This is a genomic window from Rhizobium freirei PRF 81, assembly GCF_000359745.1.
Classification (GTDB): domain Bacteria; phylum Pseudomonadota; class Alphaproteobacteria; order Rhizobiales; family Rhizobiaceae; genus Rhizobium; species Rhizobium freirei.
In genome coordinates this window covers 133,818-156,905 of record NZ_AQHN01000077.1, presented here as the reverse complement: position 1 = coordinate 156,905, position 23,088 = coordinate 133,818, and the positions used below count along the sequence as shown (strand labels likewise).

12 protein-coding genes are annotated in these 23,088 nt (G+C 59.3%); 8 read left to right on the top strand and 4 right to left on the bottom strand.

Annotated elements, in window-relative coordinates:
* Positions 1-11: 11 nt before the first annotated feature.
* A complete protein-coding gene (locus RHSP_RS21215; RefSeq protein ID WP_004122436.1) occupies positions 12-7,457 on the bottom strand; it encodes a type I polyketide synthase in 7,446 nt (2,481 codons plus the stop codon).
* A 329-nt stretch (positions 7,458-7,786) separates the two neighbouring features.
* The gene (locus RHSP_RS21210; RefSeq protein WP_037153535.1) at positions 7,787-8,965 is read right to left on the bottom strand and encodes a polysaccharide biosynthesis/export family protein; all 1,179 of its coding nucleotides are present in this window, start codon (positions 8,963-8,965) and stop codon (positions 7,787-7,789) included.
* A gap of 969 nt (positions 8,966-9,934) precedes the next feature.
* Here RHSP_RS21210 and RHSP_RS21205 point away from each other — a divergent pair.
* The 8 genes from RHSP_RS21205 to RHSP_RS21175 all read left to right on the top strand — a co-directional run bounded on the left by RHSP_RS21205 (position 9,935) and on the right by RHSP_RS21175 (position 18,336).
* A complete protein-coding gene (locus RHSP_RS21205) occupies positions 9,935-10,513 on the top strand; it encodes a class I SAM-dependent methyltransferase (protein ID WP_240535481.1) in 579 nt (192 codons plus the stop codon).
* 10 nt (positions 10,514-10,523) lie between these two features.
* A complete protein-coding gene (locus RHSP_RS34815; protein WP_157385400.1) occupies positions 10,524-10,664 on the top strand; it encodes a hypothetical protein in 141 nt (46 codons plus the stop codon).
* On the top strand, positions 10,654-11,718 hold the full coding sequence (locus RHSP_RS21200; RefSeq protein ID WP_004122421.1) for a hypothetical protein: 1,065 nt from the start codon (positions 10,654-10,656) through the stop codon (positions 11,716-11,718). Before RHSP_RS34815 ends, RHSP_RS21200 begins: the two co-directional genes overlap by 11 nt.
* A 139-nt stretch (positions 11,719-11,857) precedes the next feature.
* Positions 11,858-13,015 (top strand): KpsE/RkpR family capsule polysaccharide export protein, encoded by a 1,158-nt coding sequence (locus RHSP_RS21195; RefSeq protein WP_240535480.1) that lies wholly within the window; start codon positions 11,858-11,860, stop codon positions 13,013-13,015.
* Between the two features lie 13 nt (positions 13,016-13,028).
* Positions 13,029-13,682, top strand: coding sequence for an ABC transporter ATP-binding protein (locus RHSP_RS21190; RefSeq protein WP_004122418.1), 654 nt, complete (start codon positions 13,029-13,031; stop codon positions 13,680-13,682).
* A 157-nt stretch (positions 13,683-13,839) separates the two neighbouring features.
* Positions 13,840-14,976, top strand: coding sequence for a KpsE/RkpR family capsule polysaccharide export protein (locus RHSP_RS21185; RefSeq protein WP_240535479.1), 1,137 nt, complete (start codon positions 13,840-13,842; stop codon positions 14,974-14,976).
* Between the two features lie 18 nt (positions 14,977-14,994).
* Positions 14,995-16,113: a hypothetical protein gene (locus RHSP_RS21180; protein ID WP_157385399.1), complete on the top strand. Its 1,119-nt coding sequence runs from the start codon at positions 14,995-14,997 to the stop codon at positions 16,111-16,113.
* A gap of 36 nt (positions 16,114-16,149) precedes the next feature.
* Positions 16,150-18,336, top strand: coding sequence for a glycosyltransferase family 2 protein (locus RHSP_RS21175; protein WP_004122411.1), 2,187 nt, complete (start codon positions 16,150-16,152; stop codon positions 18,334-18,336).
* Between the two features lie 28 nt (positions 18,337-18,364).
* Here the strand turns inward: RHSP_RS21175 and RHSP_RS21170 are convergent, their stop codons facing one another.
* Together RHSP_RS21170 and RHSP_RS21165 are read right to left on the bottom strand one after the other, a co-directional pair.
* Entirely contained in the window at positions 18,365-21,823 is a 3,459-nt protein-coding gene (locus tag RHSP_RS21170; RefSeq protein WP_004122408.1) for a YhaN family protein, read from the bottom strand.
* Position 21,824: 1 nt separating this feature from the next.
* Complete coding sequence (locus RHSP_RS21165) at positions 21,825-23,060, bottom strand: metallophosphoesterase family protein (RefSeq protein WP_004122406.1); 1,236 nt, start codon at positions 23,058-23,060, stop codon at positions 21,825-21,827.
* Between the last annotated feature and the right edge of the window lie 28 nt (positions 23,061-23,088).

The following is a 23,088-nucleotide window of genomic DNA, read 5'->3' as shown; positions in this document are numbered from 1 at the left end:
GGCCCTTTTTCCTATTCGGCGGCGTGGCTGCGGGCCAGGCGTTCGACCACCTGATCCTCGATTGTCGGAGAGCTCTCCGCGCCATCGCCGCCACGATTCATGACACGGTCGCGCAGACGGCTGACCACGTCGCTCACGGTCGTACCCTCACCCACACCGCTCAAGGGTATATCGAAGCCGGTCTTCTGCTGGAAGCTCATCCCGAGCTCCATCGCCATCAGGCTGTCGAGACCGATGTCTTTCAGTACCTTGTCCGGCGTCACGGTATCTTCGGTCACACGCAGAATGGCAGCGATCTCCGCGGCGACAAGTGCGTGGAGCGCGGCCTGCGCCTCCTCCTCCGACTTGCCCCTGATCAGTTCCGTGAGATCGATGCTGTCGCCTTCGTTGAGCGACTGATGGCTTCCCGCGTGACGCATCAGTGGCTCGAACAAGGACCGGCCTGATATCGGCAGCAAACGAACGGTATTCCAATCGATTTCGCCGATCATGACAGCAGCGGCATCGACGGCCCCCTTATCGGCCAGCATATAGCGCTCGACCTGCTCCAGGGCATCGCGCGCCTTCAGCGCAGCCTTGCCGATGCGCTTGGACAGCAGATCGTTGACCTCGCTGTTGCGTGCAAGGAAACCCTTGTCCGCTATGGCGCCGAATCCGACGGCGAGCGCCGGCTTGCTGGCCGCGCGCCGCGCCCGCGCCAAGCCTTCCAGATAGCCGTTTGCCGCGACATAGTTCGCCTGCCCGGGATTGCCGAGCATGGTCGTGGCCGACGAGAACAGCAGGAAAAGTTCCAGATGGTCTTTTTGCGTCAAGCGATCGAGAATCTCGGCGCCGCGTATCTTGACCTCGAGAACGGGCCGATTGCGCTCGGGCGTCAGATTGGCAAGCAGCGCATCATCCAGGACCATTGCCGCGTGAATCACGCCCCTCAGCGCACCCTCGGCACGAAGCGAAGCAAGCAATGTCTCGACGGCGGCCTCATCGGTGACATCGCAGGCATGCAGCGTTGCCACAACGCCCTTCTTCGCCCAATCGCCCATCGCCTTCTTCGTGTCGGCATCGGCTTCGCCGCGGCGCGAGCTCAATGCGATGCGACGCGCGCCCTTGGAAACAAGCCAATCGGCAGCGGTAAGCCCGAAGCCGCCGATGCCCCCAACGACAAGGAAAATGCCGTTGGAATCAAATCGCAGAGACTTGGCCGGCGCGGGCAGGACGCTATCCACCTCGGGAATGGGCGGCCGCACGACGATCTTACCGATATGGCCTGCATTCTGCATCAGCCGGAACGCATTGCCGATCTCGTCATAGCCGAAGGCGCGATACGGCAGCGGTGTCAGCTTTTCATCGACGAAGAGCTCGCCGATCTCCGCGAAAATCCGTCGCGTCAGCTCGGGCACGTTGACCAGCAGCTGATCGGCATCGATGCCGAAATAGCTGACATTGCGACGGAACGGCCGCAGCCCGATCTTGCGATCGGAATAATAGTCACGCTTGCCCAGTTCCAGGAAGCGCCCGAAGGGTTTGACCAGCTCGATGCTGCGCTCCATCGCTTCGGAGAAGAGCGAGTTGAGAACAAGATCGACGCCCTCCCCGCCCGTCACACGACGAACGCCGTTGACGAAATCCAGCGAGCGGGAGTCAAGCACATGCTCTGCCCCGAGTAATTCGAGGAAGCGGCGCTTCTCGACCGTGCCGGCCGTTGCAATCACCCTGGCTCCCTTGAGCTTTGCGATCTGAAGCGCTGCCAAACCAACGCCGCCGGCGGCTCCATGGATCAGGATGGTTTCGCCGGGCTGAATGCGCCCCAGTTCGACCATTGCGTAATAGGCCGTCAGGAAGGCGACCGGCACCGTCGCAGCGGCAACCGTTTCCATCGTCTCCGGCAATCTGGTTACGCCATCGCGACGGACGCGAACATGCGTCGAAAAGGCCGCGGGTCCGATACCCATGACCTTGTCGCCGACATACAGATCCTCGATGCCGTCTCCGACGGCGGATACCCGTCCGGCGAATTCCATGCCGATCGTGGCGCCGGCAAAGCCGTCTTCCAACGCCTCTTCCGGCAAAAGACCCATCGCCCACATGACGTCACGGAAGTTGAGGCCGGTCGCTTCGACGGAAACGACGATCTCCCCCTCCTCTGGTGCCGGAAGTTTCGTCTCCTCCCAGGCCAGGCTATCCAGGCGGCCGCTCGCATGTTGCCGGATCGTGGCGGCGGCAAAATCATGCCGGTTCGCTTCGATGGCCGCGAAAGGCCCGGCCGCCGCCCGTATCTCCCGGATTTCTCCGGTCGAGCGATCAAGGAACCACTCCCTGTTTGCGGTCTCAGCCGCTAGAATGGTTTCGACGGCCGCAAGCGCTCGCTTATCGTCCGCTTCGGCATCCAACAGATGCACGTCGAAGGCGTCATATTCGTTCTTAAGGACACGCGCAAAGGCCCACAGGCCCGCATTGGCGACATCGATTGATCCATTGGCCAATGGCGAACCGCCCGGTGCGACGATGACCAATCTCGCCCGCGCACCACCGCCGTTTCGCGACAAGACGGTCGCCAATTCGGTAAAGGTCGAAAGACGGAACAGCGAGAGTTCGGTGAGGTCGCGGTCGTGCTTCGAATTCGCGAGATAAACGATCCGACGCGGATTGCGATCGAGCGCCTCAAGGGCTTCGACAACATCTACGGGCCGCTGACCCAGCTCGACGACGACGGCTCGTTTGTCCACGCCGCTCATGCCATTCCTGCCCTTCTCGGACAAGATCAGTAGCTGCTCGGAAATCTCCACCTGGCCGATTGCCCCCGGCAGCGGTTCGGCTACGGCGGACGCAGCAATCAGCGTCCCTTCGGGGAAAGTCAGTTCACGAACCTGGGCCGTGGCAAAGCCCAAGCCTGCAAGCAGATCCTCGATCTGCTGCATCGTGCCAAGCCGTCCCACAGGAAATTCCGGCGACTGACTGTCCTCGAACCAGCCTTCCGACAGGCCGAAAACGAAATCATTGAAGGCGCTCGGCGCACGATCAGCGAGCAGCAGCTGCCCGCCGCGGGTGGCGACTTTCCGAACAATGGCCTTGATGCCGTCATCATGCAGCAGGAGGTGCCGGCTCTGGTCGCTGGATGTGACGAGGATATCGGCAACTGCCGAATCTGCGAGTTTGGCCGGCTCGGTTATGAGGACATTCGGGTCGCGTTCAAAGGCGATTTCAAGCGCGCGACGCAGCTGCTCGCGCGGCTCGGCGATGGTGAGACAGGCACCCGCAGCAGTCGCGACGGCGGCCAGCTTGCGGCTGAAGGCAGCCGATATCGACCCTATTTCGACAATCTGCCGGATCGCACCCGGGTTGGCATCGATGGAGGACGTCAAAGCGTCCTTGAGGATCGCAAGCCTTCTGTCACTCAGCGGGGACTGAACGAGCACATGCTCCAGCGTCGCCCCCCCTGGCAGATTGAAGCTCGCAATCGCCGGCTCATGCCCGAGTTTATGCGGACGCATGGCCGCCAAACGCTCAAGCGTTTCGCGATAGGCATTGTTGACGAGAACGGCCTCGGCCACTCGGCTGGCATCCTCGCGATAAATTTCCTGCAGAAGTTCGGCAACCGGCGGCAGCGTCGGCTCCTGCGGTATCTTCCATTCGCCACCACTCGCCGAAGCTATGCCGGCATCCTCCAGAATATAGAGACAGTTGACCAGGAAGGATCTGAATTCCTTGTCGCCGGGAAGATCGGAAATTGACACGACACCACGGCGATCGGCAACCGCCAGGGCGATATCATGGCAGGAACGATAGATCGCCGCATCGAACAGAAGGGTCGCATTGCTGGACGAATAATCCTCGCCTGCGCCCTGCAACGGCCGAGCATCGGCCAACTGCATGTCCGAATTTTCTCGGCGAGCAAAAATGTTTGAAGGGACCGCCTCATAATGAAATGCGACGGAATCGAGCGTCGCGCGGCGGCGCAGCTGCGTGCGGCGGAAACGGCAGTCGTCGAGAACGACAACACGCTCGCCATTCGCATCGAACAGGCTGAAGCGCGCCTTGATCGAATTGGCGCTGAACCGATCGATCTCGATAAGCGCCCTGACGATCGCCCCACCCTTGCCGAACACCCTGATCGTGCCGAAGTGAACGGGAATATAGGGTGCGCCGGCTTCGTCGCCGGAGAGTTGGTCGAAGAGGGCGACAAGCCCATGAAATGCAGCATCGACCGACATGGGGTTGAGATTATATGCCCCGAAGGGATGCGACGGCGGGGCCGCCGGCTTGAGATCCACCTCGATCGCATTCCGTCCATAGGCAACAGCCTTCGACAGCAGCTGGAAGCACGGGCCATAGTGCAGCCCGAAACGCTCCGCCGTTTCATAGGTCGCGTCGGACGTCAGGACAGTTTTCCGCCCCCCGCCCTGCGGCGCCAGGCGATCGTCGAAACCTTCGCCCTCGATCGGCTTGCGGCAGCGTGCAACGGCGTGAATGGTCCAATCGTCATGGCTGAGACGTTCACGCGACCGGATCTCTATATCTCCGGTTTCAGGCGACAGGATCGTCGACAATTCCGACATACGATCCTGGCGCAGCTCAAGCGGCCGAACGATCTCCAGATTGCCGATTTCAACCTCATCGGCACCATAATACTGCCGTGCAGCGGTGGTCGCGATCTCGATGAAGCCGCTGCCCGGCAGGATTGCCTTGCCATCGACCACATGCTCGGCAAGGTCGGCAAAGAGCTGGGCATCGATGTGGTTCTTCCAGCTCGAACCATTGGGATCGGTTCGCCAGCCGAGCAAGCTGTACGAGCTTTTGCCATCGCGACCGAAAATATCGATCTCGTCGCTCGTCGCGTGGGTACGCAGTTCCACCGGCTCGAACGGAAGCGGCGGCAGCTTGACGAAAGCGTTGCGCCCGGCAGTGCCGCGCCCCCGCAACGCCGGTGCACCATTGGCAACAGCACGCGCAAATGATTGCGACACCGGGTCGTGACCTGCCACAGAAGCTTCGCGCAGCAGGGTCGGGATGGCGACAACCTGCATAGAGGCCTGCTTTGCGATATCCGCTACATAATTGGACAGGATCGGACGGGGCGAAATCTCGATGAAGAGATTGCATCCCATCGCCATGGCTGCCTGGCAGCCGGCCTTGAAAAGCACGGGATCGCGCACGTTGCGCCACCAATATTGCGCATCGAGCAGCCGTCCGTCGCGCAGTTCACCCGTCACGGTCGAAATGAAGGTCCCTGCCCCGCCATCCGGTGCCACATCGGGCAGATCCGCCAGGAATGCATCCTTGGCGCGGTCGATGATCGGATGATGGAAGGGATAATTGATGTCGAGGACGTGAGCGACGATATGGGATTTGCGCGCAGCATCCCTGAACGCCTCTATCTCATCGATCGGTCCGGAAATCGTCACAGAATTCGGGGCATTGATCGCCGCAATGCAGATATTGTCGAGCCCGTGCGACCTCGCAAATGCAAGCGCGGCTTCCTCGTTGAGCACCACGGCAGCCATCTTGCCTTCGCCGGCTAGGAGATCCTGATGCACCGAACGTTTAGCAACGATGGCGACAGCCTCAGCCGCCGTCAGCGCCTTGGCGGCATAGGCGGCGGCAATTTCCCCGACCGAATGGCCGAAAACCGCATCCGGCCTGACGCCCATGGCCCACAGGCTGTCCGAAAGCGAGGCCTGGACTGCAAACAGCAGCGGCTGCGCGATCTTGGTATCGGCCAGCCGCACGGAAAGATCCGGAGCGACCAGAATATCCGTCAGCTTCTCGCCGAGATAATATTCGAAAAGCGCGCTGAAGGACTGAAAACACTGACGGAAGTGGCGGTTTTCCTGATAGGCGCCAACGCCCATGCCTGCCCATTGCGAACCGTTGCCTGAAAAGACGAAGGCGATTTTCGCAGCCTGTACAGGCGCTTCGCCGGCCTCGCCGACCGAGCTCTCGCCGGCAAGATGCGCATCGATTGCGGCAAGCACCGCCGCGCTGTCCTTGGCGCGGACGGCGAAGCGATGACGCATGGGCTCGCGATTGGCAGCAGCGGAGGCAACGATCTGGCGAGCCTCCTTAGGCTCGGCATTTTCAAGGCGGATCTTGTAGTCTTCGAGCAATTTGGAAAGCGCGGATGCCGTATGGGCGCTCGCGGCGAAAACCACCCCTTCGCCGCGATTTTGCGGCTCAGGCGGCGCAACGGGATCTGGATCGCTGATCACGACGTGGGCGTTCGTGCCACCGAATCCGAAGGAATTGATGCCGGCGAAGCGCGGTTGTTTTGCGGGAAGGAGTTCGATCGCAGAGGTGTTGATCCGGACGTTCAATCCTTCGAAGTCGATATTTTCATTCGGCAGGTCGAAATGCAGTGATGCCGGCAGGAAGTTGTTTTCAAGCGCGATCACCGCTTTCAGCAGGCCGAAAAGGCCGGATGCCGGCTCGGTATGTCCGATATTGGTCTTGATCGAGCCGACCGGCACCGGCGCCCGACGCTTCCGTCCGATGACTTCGCCGATCGCCCAGATCTCGGCGGGATCGCCGACCTTGGTTCCCGTCCCATGGCCCTCGACGAAGGCGATGCGATTGACGTCGATATTGTGCCCTTCATAGATCGAACGCAGCAAGGCGGCCTGCGCATCCCGTGACGGCAGTGAGATACCGTTCGTGCGGCCGGAGGAGTTGACACCGACGGCATGGATTCTCGCGTAGCTGCGATCTTTTTCGCGCAAGGCAACATCGGTCCGGCGCAACACGATCGCCGCGCCGCCTTCGGCACGGACATAGCCGCGACCGTTGTCGTCATAGGCCCGGCAGAGCCCCTCCGGCGACAGCATACGTGCCTGCGCAAAGCCGACGAAGGACATCGGATGGAGCAGTATGTTAATGCCGCCGACGATGGCGGTATCGATCTCGCCGCATTCCAGCGCCCGCATGGCCTGATCCAAAGCGACCAGCGACGACGAACAGGCCGTATCGATCGTCATGCTCGGGCCTCGCAGCCCGAATATGTGAGAGATACGGTTGGAAACGATGGAAAGCGTGTTGCCCGTCATGAAATACGGGCTGCCGGAGGCGGGATCCTCAAGCGTCAGATTACCGTGCTCGAGCGACGATGCGCCGATGTAGACGCCAACTTTCTGGCCTTCGAAACCATCGACCGGCAAGTTCGCATCTTCCAGCGCGCGCCATATCACATTGAGAAGGATACGCTGCTGCGGATCCATCTGCATGGCTTCGCGTTGCGAAAGGCCGAACACCGCGGGATCGAAGGCGAATATATCGTCGATAACACCGGCAGCGTAAGTGTAGGTCTTTCCCTGAACTCCAACAGCCGGATGCCAAAAGCGCGCAAGGTCCCAGCGCTCCTCAGGTATGCGGCTTACGGTGCTACGCCCTTCCTTGAGAAGGAGCTGAAGCTCTTCGATCGAACCCGCTCCGGGGGCAACGCTTGCGCGTCCGATAATTTCAACTGTCATGATCTCTCGGCAATATTTTTACAAAGTGCGTCGTATCAAGCTGGATAATTTCGTTGTTGATCGTTCACACCATAATTATCCGTGGTTGTCACTGATAAAAGCCGCACTCCCAGCCAGTATGCTGCGGCGCAATAGCCAAAACAACACGTTAAGCGTGCATTATCCAGAATCGTACTTCCAGGTTCTCTCTAACGCCGATCGTTATCTGGATCAATTCACGGCCAATCTCAAGCCTTGGATAAGGTCATCCATCTCGACGGTATATAAATGCGGCGTTTGCCGGCTGGCACGCAGCAGCTGGTATTCGGGCCGCCATCTCCGCCTTCCGGCTATTGATTGAGAACCGCCGCCGTCGCAGCGCCCTGCGCCGCGATGCCCAACGGCGCACCGACGATGCTCAGGAACTTGCGAATATCCACGGAAGGATGACGCGATACATAAATCACGTCGCGGCTCTTGATCGGGAACGTCTGCCCGACGATCAAGCTGTCGGGATGAGACATGTCGAAACGATAGACGATCGGATAACGTCCCTTCGAATCCGGCAGCATTCCCTTGCGCAGCAGCCCCTGGAACCGCGCCGGACCAAGCAGGCTGCTGACGATTTCAGGCTCTTCGTATCTGAACAGGAAGAAGCCCTTGGCGTTGCTCGAATCGTCGATCGCACCATGCCCCAGGGCAACGGCTTCGAGAAGATTGAGATCGTTAGCCCCAAACTCGATACGGCCGTCGCCGCGAACAGAGCCAAGCAGCGTAAAGGTTCTCGGATCACGCAAGAGGAAAATCTGGTCGCCCGGCTGAACATAAATGTCCTCCGAGGGATGCTCGATGATCGACTTCAGCAGAACCGTTCCTGTCTTGCTACCGCGAACCAGCGTGACATAGGTTTCATACGGCTGCGTCGAAGGCCCACCGGCCTTGGCGATGACTTCCGTGATCTTTTCCTTAGTCAGGTTCAATGAAACCATCGAAGGACGGCCGACCGTGCCGGAAACCGTGACGGTTCGCGACGGCGTTCCCATGCTCGTTACGATGACATCGGGTTCGACGGCCTTGGTAGCCAGGGCGGCCAAAATCGCCTTGCGCGCTTCGTCGAGCGTCTTGCCGGCGAATCGAACCGAGCCGGCATAGGGAATCGCTGCCTTCCCATCTGGCTGCACGACGATATCCAGGGACACCTGTTTCGATTGCGCCGTCGAGAACAAACCGTCCGCGCCTGCTTCGAAAATGGTTACCTTCAATGCATCGCCGACGCCGATAGCAACGGGTCCTACGCCGCCGCCGATGCCAAACCGGCGGCTAAGCGTCGAAGAAACATAATCTGAAACCAGTCGCGCGCTGCGACTGTCGATGTCGACAATATCAAAAACGGCTGCATTCTTGCGGCCAAGCTCGGCGCCGGACTGCCCAGCATCGCTGTTAATGGCACCGGCAAGCGGTCCTTCACTCGAAACAGCATTACAGCCCGCCAAGGCTACACAACAAAGTACGGCGCCAATACGAATCAACTGAATAACCTCAAACCTATTAGCTGCCGTCATTACCCAGTGGCTCGGACCGGCATCGTATGCATCTAAGTTTAACGACGCTTTGAAAAGCATAACGGGCGCCCATCAACAAGCCCATAACACTGGGAATACAATCAAAAAAAGTCAGATGCGGTCATCCGAACACACCTGGAGTTCGCTAAACGTCTGATCACCCTATAGAGGGCAAAGCGGAGCTGGGCAATTTGCCTAGCTACTTTTTGGGGATTTTAAATTAAAATTCTCTGAAAGATGGTAAAGACTCGTTAAGCAGTGACGTCAATGGAAACCCGTCGGGGCAACGAAATTAACTTTCATGAATTCGCACTTTCCCCGCTTTTCAGCCGCTTTCTATCGCTTATAAGAGACTGAAATCCTAAACCGCAGCTCACAACGAAACGACAGGTCACGATATTAAAGTTGTCGAATCTCGGCCTTCATCGAGACAATCACCCGACGGCGGCGGTCGAAAGAGAAGCAGGCTTTCCGGGCATCAGGCGACGCAGTTTTACGTTTATACGAAAGCAGCCTCGGCAAATCGAGGCACGATCAAGGCCTTCATAAAATACCCCGGTTTGCTACGGAGCGTATTTTCGAGGCAAAGAAGGATGACGCCGATCGCGATTCCATCCGGGGCGAACCTGGCAACTCCACCAGATCGGCTTAATGCCGATGGAAACGAAGGTTATGTGAATGCTTAGCTTTTCAAAACGCCCGCGAAAGAAACCGTCGAAGAATCCGCTGAAGATATTCGATCAGTACGAACAAGGTGCGCCGAGCCACCAGAACGCCATCAACGCCCTTCCGGGATGGAATTGCGCCTTTCCGCCGGAGTTCAACCTAGAGGCCGGAAAGCTGCCTCTTTATGCGGACGACCGCATCGATTGGGCACTGCGAACTTTCGGCTCGATCGAGGGCAAGACGGTTCTGGAAATCGGCCCGCTTGAAGGGATGCACACCTATATGTTGCATCAGCATCAAGCGGCAAGAATCGACGCGATCGAAGCAAACCGCCTCTGTTTCCTAAGATGCCTCGTCACCAAGGAGATCCTCAGGATCAATAATGCCTCATTTGTGCTGGGTGACATCCAGGCATGGCTGAAAGAACGGGAAGGCGTCTACGACTTGGCGTTCGCATCCGGCGTTCTCTATCATATGGCCGACCCTGGCGAGTTTCTTCGGCTACTGGCACTGCGCGCCAATGCAGTTTTCATCTGGACACATTTCGTCCTGGAGGAGGCCATGCCGACCGACGACGTGCGGTGGCTGCCTTTCAGCGGCAACGTCGAAACGAGAATAGTCGACGGCAATCCGGTCCGCTACTACGAGCGCAGCTACCATCATGCCAATGCCAATGCATCCTTCTGCGGCGGCATGAAAGATCGGCATTTTTGGATGCATCGGAACGATATATTGATGTTGTTGCGCGAATTTGGCTTTAATGAAGTCATCATCAGAGATGAAGACTTGAATCATCCTGGCGGTCCGAGCTTTTCGCTGCTGGCGCGTAAAACGTCTGGCGACGCCTGACGAAAATCCCATGGCGGAAATCGATGTCAGCGATATCGAAGAACGGGCTCATGCGTTTTGTGATGCGGCGGATAATTTGATGCGTTTCGTTGGTCGATCTGGATACAACCCGTGCCGGGTGGAGGCAGCGGAGGACATCCGTGCTTTTTAACCTCGAATATGATCAGGGTGATTTGCTTGAGGGATATCTGATCCCCGACGGCTTTTCAGACAAGCCGCAGATCAAGGTATCCGATGCCAGCGGCGAAATGATGATATTGCCCTGCGATCAGGTCAAACAGGCGGTCATCGATTCGGGTCGGCACGAGGACGGCCGCGTCGGTTTCAAGCTCGATACCACGATCATTCCCGATCTGGCGGAACGCGCTTCACTCACGATCCATGACGCAAAGTCCGGGCTGCTGATCTATCGGCGGCCACAGGTGTCGCAACCCGTCCCCTTGAAGGTCGTGCGGCTCGAAACGCAACTGCTGCCGATGGTCAAATTCGATCATCATTGCGGCCGCCATTTTCAATATGAACTTTCGTCGGTGGAGCGCTTCGGCCACGAGACCGCGCTTCAAGCTTTTCATCTGAACGCCATACAGTCGATCTACATTAGCGGTCGCCTGTTGATGCGCAATTACGAGGAGTTTCTGGACAAGGGGTTCAAGGCGATCGCTCTGCTCACCGACCCCTATTACGAGATGGCCTTGCGGATATTTCTTCTGAAGCGAATGGCGAAAACCCAGATCTCTTTCTTCGGTGACCGCGACAAGATCATCCTGGCGCCCGCGGCCGAACATTTTGCCGACGTCAATCTTGACAGCGAAGTCTCCTTGAAGGCGGCCCTCAAGAAGGCGCCGCAGAATGTCCGTACCGTGCTGGTCTCGCCCGTCACCCGGCAATTGGCGACAACCATACCGGAGCAGACCGTGACGCGCTCCGATGTCGCCACCGCGATTGATCTTCTGTCGCGCTTTGCCATCGTCGGACGCGATACCGACAGCCTCTATTTCCAGCATGCCGTGAGCGGGCTGCTCGGGATTTCGGTTGACGACTTCCCGCTGCCGCCAAGGCATAGCGCTCTTGAGGACGTTGCTACACGGTTGCGTTCATTGCATATTGCTGAACTTATGCTCGAAGAGGATCTGATTTTCGACCACTATGTCCGCGAGGCGATGAAGCCGACCGCATCTGAACTGCCGGAAACGATTGTAAGCTGATATGCCAAAACCAGTCATCGAAGACGCGATCGTTCAGGAACGTCCGCAGGTAAAACAGGGTCGGCATATTCTGCCATCCCTGTTTCGGCGCAGAATGCCCAGCCAGCGCAAGAGCGCTGACCTGGAGGAAATCGAGTACATGCCTGTCCATGATGGGCAGGAGCCGGAGAGCCAATCCGGCGGCAAGCCGCCGCTAAGGCTGGTTGGCTTCATCTTTCTCGTCATTCTCCCTTTCTTGGCGAGCACGGTCTACTACGCCTTCATTGCTTCCGACCAATATGTGGCGGAAGCGCGCTTTGCCGTTCGCGCCGTGTCGGGAGCCGGCGACAGCGGCAGCAGCAGCAGCGATTCCTCCGGCAGCGCAGGGGGGGCGGCCAGCGCTCTCAATATGCGCTCGGCTTCGCAGGATGCCTATGTCGTCACCAGCTTCATTCATTCGACGGAAATCTTGAAACGGATCGGTACGAAACTCGATTACCGGTCGATGTTTACGAAGCAGGATGCGGATTTTCTGACACGCTTCCGTTCTTCCCAATCCGACGAGGAGTTCCTGAAATATTGGAACGACCATGTCACCGCCTACATAGACGTCACCTCCGGCATCATCACGCTGAAAGTCAGGACTTTCGCGCCGGACGATTCCGTAAAACTCGCCGATGCGATCATCGATGAAAGCGAAAAGCTGATCAACGAGCTTTCCGTCCGGGCACGCAACGATATCGTCAGGAGCATGAAGGCGGAGGTCGAAAAAAGCGGCAAGACCTACGGCGATACGCTGATCGCTCTCAATCAATTTCAAAACGCATCGGGGCTGCTCAGCCCGCAGATGCAGGCCAAAAGCAGCGGCACGCTTCTTACGGGCTTGCTTGCCAAGAAGATGGAATTTGAGACGCGCCTCTTCGTCATGCGGCAATCCAATGCCCAAAGCTCCCCAACCTATCAGCAGCTGAACCTCACCAAGGACAGTTTGGATGCGCAGATCGACAAGATGAAATCGGAGCTGACCGGTCCGGAGAATGCAAGTCTGGCGAAAGCCTTGGTGGAATATTCGAGGCTCGAAACCGATCGCATGATCGCCGAAAAGCTGTACGAGAGTTCGCAGAAGAACTACGATGCGGTGCTCGCCGAAGCGCTGCGCAAGACGCTATACCTTGCCGTCTTCGTCAAACCGGTGCGGCCGGAAGAGTCGATCTTCCCCCGCCGTGTCAGTACGCCACTGATCATCCTGCTCGCACTGATCGTGACATGGGCGACGCTTTCCCTCATCTGGGCCTCCGTGGAGGACCATCGGATATGAGAGGGTGTGCGTCATGATCCGCTTCAACAACGTGTCGAAGTTCTTCAAGACCCAAGCCGGAAAGAAGGTCATTCTCGATCGCGTCAACTGCGAATTCCAGACGGGCTATTCCTATGGCCTGCTGGGGGTGAACGGCGCCGGAAAATCGACCACCATTCGAATGATCGCCGGAACGATGCTGCCCAATTCGGGCAGGATCGCCAAGGATGTGCGCGTCTCCTGGCCGCTCGGCTTGAGCAGCGGCTTCAATCCCCTCATGACCGGGCGGGCGAATGTTCATTTCGTCGCCCGTGCCTATGGCGAGGATGTCAGGCGCGTCTCCCGCTTCGTGGAAGAGTTCGCAGAACTGGGGGATTACCTGGATGCGCCCGTGCGCACCTACTCCTCAGGGATGGGCGCGCGCCTGGCTTTCGGGCTCTCGATGGCCATAGAATTCGAATGCTATCTGGTGGATGAAGTGCTTGCCGTCGGCGATGCCCGGTTTCAGGAGCGCTGCCGTATCGCATTCGAAAGCAGACGCAAGACGTCCGACATCATCATGGTTTCCCATAGTATGAGCATGATCAGTACGCATTGCGACAAGGGCATGCTGCTTGTCGACGGCAGGCTTATCGTGTTCGATAAGGTAGAGCAGGCTATCGAAGCCTATTATAGACTGAACCGATAGACTCGAGGGATTGCCGACAAGGCCCGATATGGCTCACGACACCGAAAACGCGTCAAAAACGATTCAACTCAGCGCCACGGAGCACAGCCGTAGCGTTGCTGCGAATCTGTCCGTGACCGCGCGGAAATTGCGCTTTTCGACATCGAGGCGAAGCCAATTGTTCAAGGCCGTCGGCCTGCGGCCGCGTCCGATGCAGCAGATCATCGGCAGGGCGATGCTGGCGTCTATCTTCCTGCTGCTTCTCGTCCCCAACGTCGCGTCGATCTATTATTTTACCTTCATGGCGTCCGATCAATACCAGTCGGAGACGCGCTTCACCGTGCGGACTTCGACGCCGGCACTCGGTGGAAACCAGCTGACCAAGGTCACGGGCCTGCCGGCGGCTCAAATCGTTCAGGACACGCTGATCGTCACCAACTTCATCAAAAGCAAGGATATGGTGACGGCCCTCCAAGGCAAGGTCGACTTCCAAAGGATCTACGGGGACCAGTCGATCGATCCCATTGCAAGGCTCAAGCGCGACACGAGTTCGGAGAAGCTGCTTGATTATTGGGAAGATATGATCTCGGTCAAAATCGACGCGAATAGCGGTATCGTGACGGTCAAGGCCCGGGCGTTCTCGGCAGTCGATGCCCGGAAGGTGCTGCAGGAGGTCGTCGCGGCTTCCGAAGCCGTCGTCAACGACGTCAATAACCGCATCTGGCGCGATGTCATTGCGACGGCTCAAACGAATCTGGATAACGCCAAGAACCAGTTGCAGGATGCGCGGGATCGGCTTTTGACGGCGCGCAACCAAAGCGGCGTCCTCAGCGTCGAGGGATCGTCAACGGTTCTGACCAACCTGATCTCGTCCGTGCGGAAGGAGAAAATCGATCTTCAGCAAAGATATGATGCGCAGCTTGTGACCGTGTCGGCCAACGCTCCGCAGATGCGCGTTCTCAAGCGAGAAATCGACAGCAAGCAAGCGCAGCTGGACCAGCTGAACAACCAGATCGCCGGACAGAACAAATCCGAACAAAATCTTGCCAACGTTTCCGTTGACTTGTCTCAGCGCGAACTCGAGCAGAATCTGGCGGAACAGCAATTCGCAACAAGCATGAAGACGCTGGAACAGGTTCGGTTCGTCAGTAAGCAGCAGCTTCTCTACCTCGATACCTTCCTCGCGCCGGATCTGCCTGATGAGGCGGAATATCCACAACGCTTGCTCTGGATCAGCGGCATTTTTGGCGCGACGTTGTTGATTTGGGGAGCAGTGTTCGGGGTCTTAGTGAACCTCCGAAACCGCCTCGCTTAGAATCGCATGGACGGCCCCATGCAAACGCTGCGAGACATTGCCTACCGGTTGCTTCCAAAGCCGCAACCTCTAGCCGCTAAGGAGAAGGCCCCTCATCGCGCGGCAAAGCGGCTGCTTATCCTCTCGCGATATCCCAACCCGACCGTGAGCTATTATCTCGATGAGCGCGCCAAGCTCGCCGAGGTCCCGGTCATCATGAAGGGGCTCGATGATCCGCTGGATGCGATCGACAACGATGGCCTCTTCGTTATCATTTGCCGCTACATCAAGCAGCCGCAACTGCGCTGGCTGGAAAAGAGGCGCGAAAGCCTTGCCGGCGTGGCTTATTTCGTCGATGACGACATCAGAGCCGTCATGACCGGCAAAGAGGCGAGCTGGCCCTACAAATTCAGGCTGATGACGCTGGCGGTCCGTCCCTTGCCGCGGATCAATCGGTTGCTGACCCATATATGGGTCTCCACCGAAGTCCTGGCCGGCACCCTTGCCGCCACCGACCACCGGATCGATATTCTGAACCCCATGCCGGCGCTTCCTGCCAGGACCTCCCTAGGCGCCATGGACGAGGACGTGAAGCCGCTGCGGATGGTGTACCACGCAACCGGCGTTCATCGTCACGAACATGAATTCCTGATGCCGATCGTCAAGGCTGCGATGGAGAAGCATGCCAATCTGCATTTCGAGGTCTTCGCCAGCGGCACGCTTGCGCGCAGCTGGAATCGTCAAGGCATTGATCCCGCGAGAATGACGATCGTCACCCCGCTATCCTGGCCAGCCTATCTCGCTAGAACGACGCAGCAGAATGCCGATATCGCTCTCGCCCCTCTGCTGCCGGGAAAGACGAATGCGAGCCGAGCCGACACAAAGCGGGTCGATATCAGCCGCCTGCGAGCTGCCGCCATTTTTTCGCGATGCCCGACATTTTCGCGCTGTGCCGTCTCCGGAGAGTTCCACGTCGGCAACACGACCGAAGAGTGGCTGGCGGCAATCGACCGGCTGGCGACGGACAAGGAGAGTCGCCTTGCCGCCCGCGATGCGACGCGAAACTCGATTGAAAAGATGCGCGAGTATGCGACACCGGAATTTCCCGGTGTTCGGTTGAATCCGTCGGTGACCCCGCTTGAAACCGCTACTCTTTGAACAATGCGTTATTGACGTCGGAATAGAAACAAATCGATGACATTGAAGATCTTACCGAACACCGACCTGGAGCGTGAAATCACAACGAGCGCGGATTCCAATCTGTGGAAGTCCCAGGGCGATGATCCGGCCTTTGAGATCAGGTTTTCACCTGTCAGGAAGAGACTGCTCGTCCTTCACATAGCCGCAACCGACGAACCGATAGATCCAAAATTCTATGTCAATCGCGGCTACGGCTTTCGCGAGAAGGATGCGGTTTCCCTCACCGAAGCACGCCGCTTCATCGTCACGGCGGATATTGGATCGGTTGGTTCCATCTGCGCCCTGCGCGCCGATCCGGTGAGCTTTCCGACGACATTCAGCTTTGAGATCAAGGCCTTCTCCTCCGCAAAATCGGCCGAACAATATATAGCGCAGCTCCTCGACACGGAGGAAAAGACCGAGCGCGTCGATCTCGGCAAGCTTCCGCGGCATTGGACCAAAATACCGAAGCTCAGATTCGGAAAGCGAGCCGCCAGCCTGACGATCCAATATGCGGATGCGAACTATCGGCTTGGCTCTGATCTCGTCGCCTTACCGGTATCGGCAACGGCGGGGAGCTGGCTGAGCGTCGTCGTGCCCGTCTACAATGCGCCGCCGCGATATCTGGACGATCTCGTCAGATCTTTCGAAATGCAGGCGGAACAGGGCACGGAGCTCATTCTGAGCGATGATGGCTCGACGTCCGCGGAAACGCGGCAATGGTATAAGTCGCAGCAGGCGAAGGACAATATCCGCTTCGTGCTGAATGAACGCAATGGCGGCATCGCAGCCGCCACCAATTCCGGCCTGTCCCAGGCGCGCGGCCAGTGGATCGCCTTTCTCGACCATGACGATGTCGTTGCGCCTCACGCCTTCAAGCTCATCCGGCATACGCTGGAGCAGAACCCGGACGCCAATTTCCTTTATACCGACGAGCTCGTCGTCGACGACACCTTGAAGCCGACCGGCGTCATGCTGAAGCCGGCCTATGACTCCGTTCTGCTGAGCGGCGTCAACTACATCAATCATTTCTCGGTCTATCGCCACAGCCGGCTTCGGGAGATCGGCTACCTTCGCACCGGTTATGACGGGTCGCAGGACTACGATCTGCTGCTGCGTTATCTGGAGGGGCTTTCCGAGCAAGGCATCCTCCATCTGCCCTACCCGGCCTACTGGTGGCGCCGCAATGGCAAGACCTATTCGCGCAAGTTCATGGATGCCGCGACAACGAATGCGAGGAAGGCGCTGACGGAGAGATTCGAACGGCAGCAGCAAGCAATTCAGGTCGAAGGGGCACTGACCAAGACACTGCATCGCGTGATGTTTGAACCGCCTGGCGAATGGCCTAAAATCTCTGTCGTCATTCCCAGCAAGGACAATTTCGATCTTATTTCACGCATCCTTCACGATCTCTTCGAGAAGACGGACTATCCGGATTTCGAGGTGCTTGTTGTCGACAACGGGTCCACGGATAAGGCGGTGCTCGATCTCTACGAGCGCTATCGCCAGACGCATCAAAACTTCTCAGCAACAGTCACGCCGGAAGCCTTCAATTTCTCGCGCTCGGTCAATCGCGGCCTGAGCACCGCGACGGGCGAGCACTATCTGATCCTGAACAATGATGTCGAAGTCATCGAGGCCGGCTGGTTGAAGGAGATGGTCTCTTGCCTTGCCTATGACAGGACCGGCATCGTCGGCGCCAAGCTGCTTTTCCCGAACGACAAGATGCAGCACGCAGGCGTGGTCATCGGCTTCGGCGGATTGGCCGGCCATTGGTATATGAACAAGCCAAAGGAATTCGGCGGCCCGATGAACCGGCTGCATCTGCGCAACACCATGACCTGCGTAACCGGCGCAGTCATGCTGATTTCGGGCGACTGCGTTGGGAAGATCGGCCTGTTCGACGAAGAGAATTTCGCCGTCGCCTATAACGACGTCGACTATTGCCTGCGCGCCCACAAGGCCGGCTACCGCATCATCTGGACGCCCTTTGCCTGCCTCTATCACCATGAATCGCTGTCGCGGGGATCGGACAAGTCGGGAGAACGGAGGAAGCGATTCGAGCAGGAAAAGCAGAACCTGCGCCGGCTGCATGAGACGCAGAATTTCACCGACAGGGCGCTCAATCCGGCCTATAGCCGTGATAAATCGGACCCGAATATCGTCGTCCCGACACGATTGTTCATTCCATCGATGTCGTAGCGGGGATGGTGTCCGGTAATCTCTGAGTTCAAAGCCGGATCAGATCCAAATCCGCGCCGATTTCGCGCTGAGCGATCTCCACCACGCTCATCTCGTGCGTGAATAGGATCGTCTGGAAACGTTGGGAAGTGGTCGCAAGCACCTTCAGTCCGGCGCTCGCCCGCTCATCGTCAAAGGTCTGGAAGATATCGTCGACGATCAGGGGAGCGGGCTCGTTGCGAGCAGAATAGTCCTCCAGAAAAGCCAAGCGAAGAGCGAGATAGAGCTGGTCGCCCGTACCTTCGCTCAGGCCCTCCAGCGGCACGCGTTCGCCGCCCGCCCGCTCTGCCAGCAGTTGCAGCGTATCGCTCTCATCATGAGCCTCGATCAAGCGGATGAAACGACTTCCCGTGAGCTGCGAAAACAATTCGCCGGCGCGTTTGATGACCGGGTCCGCCTGCTTTTCCCGATAGGATTCCATCGAGCCCGCCAGCATTCGTGCTGCAAGCTTCAGGACCACCCATTGCCGGGCGAGGTCCTTGGCCTCCTGCTCGGCCGAGAGCTTTTCGAAAACCGCATATTCGGCACTGATACCGGTTTCGAGTGTCTGTTGCTGCCGCCGATTTTCCGCCAGCCGGGCCGAAAGCTCGCCATGCCGTGTGAATTGCCGCTGATCTTCTTCGGTCAATCGCTCGATTTCGAGATCGGCCGCAACCCGCTCGAAATCATGAAGCTGGCGGCGAAGCTCATCCTCCGCCCGCCCCTCGGCCTGCTGGCGGAAACGATCGCGGCTTTCCAGCAGCCGTGCATTCAAGCGGCTACGCTCCCGCAGACGCGATAGTAGCGCAGGTAGATCCGTGGCCCCCGGCAGGCCGGCGGTCAATTGATCGAGATCGCTCAATATTGCCGCAAGCGCCTCCTCATGGCGGGCAAACGATCCTTCCGCGCGCTGCCGATCTTCCTCAAGGCTTTCGCGCTTCTTCAACTCGCCGCGCATGGCGTTGGCGCGGCTGTGCAGCGCCTCGGCTGCGGCATCCGGCGGCAGGTGCTCCAGTTCATAGCCGGAGCTGGCCACGAGCGTTGCGAGCCGTCGCTCGAAGTCCGCCATGTCGCGCCGCATGCCGCTGACGCGACGCAACCTGTTGTCGTGCTCCGCCAGAGCGTCGGGCAGCTCTTCCCATGCCTTCAAAGCCACCGCCGCCATTTCCAGCGTCGCATCCACCGGCAGCTCGAGAGGAACCAAGGCCTTGCCAAACAACTCTCGCCAATCGGCGTGCCGCCGTTCGAGGGTCTGATGCTGCTCTTCAAGTCGTGCCAAGCGGTCGCGCGCCGAGCTTATCTCCCCTTCCCGCGTTCGGCTTTCGCTCCAGCGCTCCGCAGCCAGGCGCAGGTGCTTGCGCAATCCTTCCGCCATCGCGACGGGCGGCAGGCGTCCGCTTCTGTAGCCCGTCTCCTCGACAATATCCTGCAGGGCGGGCAGCACGCGCGCTTCCGCCAGAGCGTTCTCCTCGCGTTCGTCCAGCAGATCGCGCAGAGCCTTGCGCTGGCGCAGCAGGCCTTCGACGCCGCGGCGCCATTCAAGCATGGTCGATGGATCCAGTGCAGCAACGCCGCAAGGATCGAAGAGGCCTGCAAAGGATGCCTCGGCCTCCGCCAATAGCCCCGCGTGCTGTTGCAGCCGGCCCGATACATCCTCGCGCTCCCGCCGTAGACGGGCTTCGCGCAGACGATAGTCCGCATGGCGGGCGACACGATCGGCGTCGCTAAGAACGGTGTCGGCCAGGCGATCGGCATCACCGATGCTGACGGTCAGTGCCGCAATGGTCTTGGCATTCGGAGGGCGGCCATCCGCCAACATGTCTTGGATCGATAGCCATCGGCCATCGCGGTCTTCACGCGCCGCCGCCACGTGCTCGCGGGTAACGACCGGACCTGTGCGTTCCGCATCCGCCAAGGCCTGCCCGATCTCCGCCAGTTGATCATCATAGGCTCGCAGCTTTTCGGCAGTCTCGCGCATCTTGGCGCGGGCGGCATCGATCGCCTCGCGATGGGCACCGATCTCCGATAGCTCCGGCAAAGGAGCCGCAAGGAGCACGGAGATGTCGCCGACCGGTGGCCGCAGTCGTGCGGCTGCTTCCTCAAGGTCTGCCTCGACGCGGCGTATCTGCGTCTCCAGGGCATCGAGGCGCGCAAGGCTTGCGAGATCCGCCGTCAATGAATCCAGTTGATCGCCATAAGGCCCCGGATCGAACAGACGCCCGGCAAAGCTGTCTTTCTCCAATGCGGCAAGCTGAGAGCGTTCGCTTTCTGCCTGTTCGGCGAGCCCCTGTAGCTGGCGTGAGAGGCTCCTGCCCTGCTCCACCAGTTCGGACAGGCGGGCCAGATCGATATCGCTTGGCTGATGCGCTTCAAGCTTTGCGCTATCGGAGACGCCCAGGCGGCGGGCCAGTTGGGCAAGGGCAGCATCGTAACTGGCCAGTTCCTGATCGACGCGCGGCAGATCGTGGCGCTGGCTGCGATAGTTGCCGGTATCGGCAAAGAGCTGAGTGATATCGCCCGATATTTGCAGCAAGGCGTCATCGACCTGAATGCGGGACAGATCCTCCTCGGTGCGGGCGACCGTCTGGCCCACGCGACGCATTTCTTCCTCGGCGACTTTCTTGTCGCGCAGCCTCTGCTCGAGCCTGTCGGCAAGGCTCTCGGGAATGGCGGAGAGATCGGTCAGTTGGTCGAGAGCCATGCCCTCCGCATCGATCTCGGCAAGCAAGGGCTGGAGAGTCTTCAGCTTCTTGAGCCGATCCAGAGCCTGGCGCGTCTCACGGCGCTCTGCCTGCAATCGCTCCAGCTCGGCCTCGATTTCGGCTGCCTCCGCCAGCAGCTTCTTCCAGTCGCCGGATTTGAGTTCATGATCGCGTTCGGCCTTGCGGGCGTCTTCGTAGCGATCCAGCGCCTGATAGAAACCGCGATCCTTCGAGCGGCGGGCCGCATAGATGCCGTCGGCTGCCGCTTCCAGCGATTGGCGCAGCCGTGAAAGGCCGGTCAGGCCGGAGGCTGCCGAAAACAGCAGGCTGCCAATCTCGCCGCCGCTGCGCAGCATGGCCGTAGCGCCTTGCCGAAGTCGTTGTGAATCAAGGCCGAAGGCGCGCTCGAAGACATCCCGGCTCAAATTGCCGATAAATGGGGCAAGGGCATCCTCGGCAAGCGGTGTCTCCTTCTCGTCAGGTGCAAGAAGCGTGCTCTTGCGGCCGCGACGGCGGCGGAAGGCCAGCTTGGCGCCGTCGCCTGCGCTGATATCCGCACCGATGCGCAAGGTGCCAGGCTCATGCAAAAAGCTCTGCTCGGCGGCGGCGGGAAAGCCGAAGAGCAGATCGGAGATCGCACTCAGGGCCGAAGACTTGCCGGCCTCGTTCGGGCCGAAGATGACGTGCAGCTTGGCGCCGGCCCGAAAATCGAGCGTGCGGTCGGTCAGCGCGCCGTAGCGAAGAATGTCGAGACGATCGAAGCGCATGTCAGCCTGCCCCCTGCCCGCGCGCCAGCAGCAATTGCCGAGCTTCTTCGATGAGGGCTTCCGGGCTGTCGTCCAGCGGCGTCGCCGTTGCGCCAAGTCCGCCCGGAAGGCGCACCGCGATCTCGTCAACCAGCCGGCTGGCCTCTGCAGCGATACCGGCATCCCCCGCATGCTCGGCCAGCAACTGGCGAAGATCGAGCGCACCGTCTGCTTCCGCGACCGATGCTGCCGGCGGCTCCAGCCGCAGTTCCAGCTTTTCGAGCCAGATATCCTCGTGCACGCGATGGCATGCGGCTTCGACCTCGTCACGCCATTGCTGGCGATTGGCAGCAATGACGCCTTGCAATGGCGTGATGCCGGAGAGCCGCACGCGTAGCGCAGTCATTCTTTCCGCCATGTCGTCGGCGATAGGCTGCACCGCCTGCTCGATGCGGCGCAGGATCGCCGCCTGATCATCATCGGGGCTAATGTCAACATCGACTTGCGCAAAGCGTGCTTCGTCGACGATCAGGCGCTCATATTCGATGCGGCCGTCCTCGACCGTCACCCGCACCGCACCCTTGGCGCCCCGCTCACGGATATTGCGACCCTGCAGGTTACCGGGAAAGATTACCAGCGGGTCCTTGGCCACGACTTCATAGTCATGCACATGACCGAGCGCCCAATAGTCGTAGCCGCGCGAGCGCAGATCATCGACCGAGCATGGCGCATAGGGCGCATGCGGCTCGCGGCCGGTGAGCGACGTGTGGAGAATACCGATGTTGAACCAGCCAGCGACAGGCGCGGGATAGGAGAGCGCCAGATTATCATTGGCCGAGCGCTCGGCGAAGCCCTGGCCATGCAGCGCCACCTGCAGCGCATCGAGCTTGACGCTGCCGGGCCTGGCAGTCGGAAACTCGTGCACATTGGCGGGCAAGGTGATTGTCTTGGTGATGACGCTTGCCGCGTCGTGATTGCCGCGCAGCAGATAAACCGGGATGCCGGCCCGCTCCAGCCGCGCCATTTCGCGATTGAAGAACAGGCCAATCTTGTTGTCCTTCCAATCGCCATCATAGACGTCACCCGCAATCACGAAGAAATCGACCTGCCGTTCGATCGCCAGTCCTACCAGCGTCGAGAAGGCCTTGCGGCTGGCTTCGACAAAGATGGCGGCAACGGCGGCATCTTTCAGCGCCAGCCCCTGGAAGGGGCTGCCAAGATGCAGATCGGCCGCATGGATGAAGCTGAAAGAGGACATGGGCTCCGATAACAGTCAGAAATCCGAT

What these genes read in the sequence shown, in the direction of transcription:
- RHSP_RS21195 (WP_240535480.1), top strand. Translation starts at nt 11,858, where the DNA reads ATGCCTGTCCATGATGGGCAGGAGCCGGAGAGCCAATCCGGCGGCAAG.
- RHSP_RS34815 (WP_157385400.1), top strand. Translation starts at nt 10,524, where the DNA reads ATGGCGGAAATCGATGTCAGCGATATCGAAGAACGGGCTCATGCGTTT.
- RHSP_RS21175 (WP_004122411.1), top strand. Translation starts at nt 16,150, where the DNA reads ATGACATTGAAGATCTTACCGAACACCGACCTGGAGCGTGAAATCACA.
- RHSP_RS21205 (WP_240535481.1), top strand. Translation starts at nt 9,935, where the DNA reads ATGCACACCTATATGTTGCATCAGCATCAAGCGGCAAGAATCGACGCG.
- RHSP_RS21190 (WP_004122418.1), top strand. Translation starts at nt 13,029, where the DNA reads ATGATCCGCTTCAACAACGTGTCGAAGTTCTTCAAGACCCAAGCCGGA.
- RHSP_RS21180 (WP_157385399.1), top strand. Translation starts at nt 14,995, where the DNA reads ATGCAAACGCTGCGAGACATTGCCTACCGGTTGCTTCCAAAGCCGCAA.
- RHSP_RS21165 (WP_004122406.1), bottom strand. Translation starts at nt 23,060, where the DNA reads ATGTCCTCTTTCAGCTTCATCCATGCGGCCGATCTGCATCTTGGCAGC.
- RHSP_RS21170 (WP_004122408.1), bottom strand. Translation starts at nt 21,823, where the DNA reads ATGCGCTTCGATCGTCTCGACATTCTTCGCTACGGCGCGCTGACCGAC.
- RHSP_RS21215 (WP_004122436.1), bottom strand. Translation starts at nt 7,457, where the DNA reads ATGACAGTTGAAATTATCGGACGCGCAAGCGTTGCCCCCGGAGCGGGT.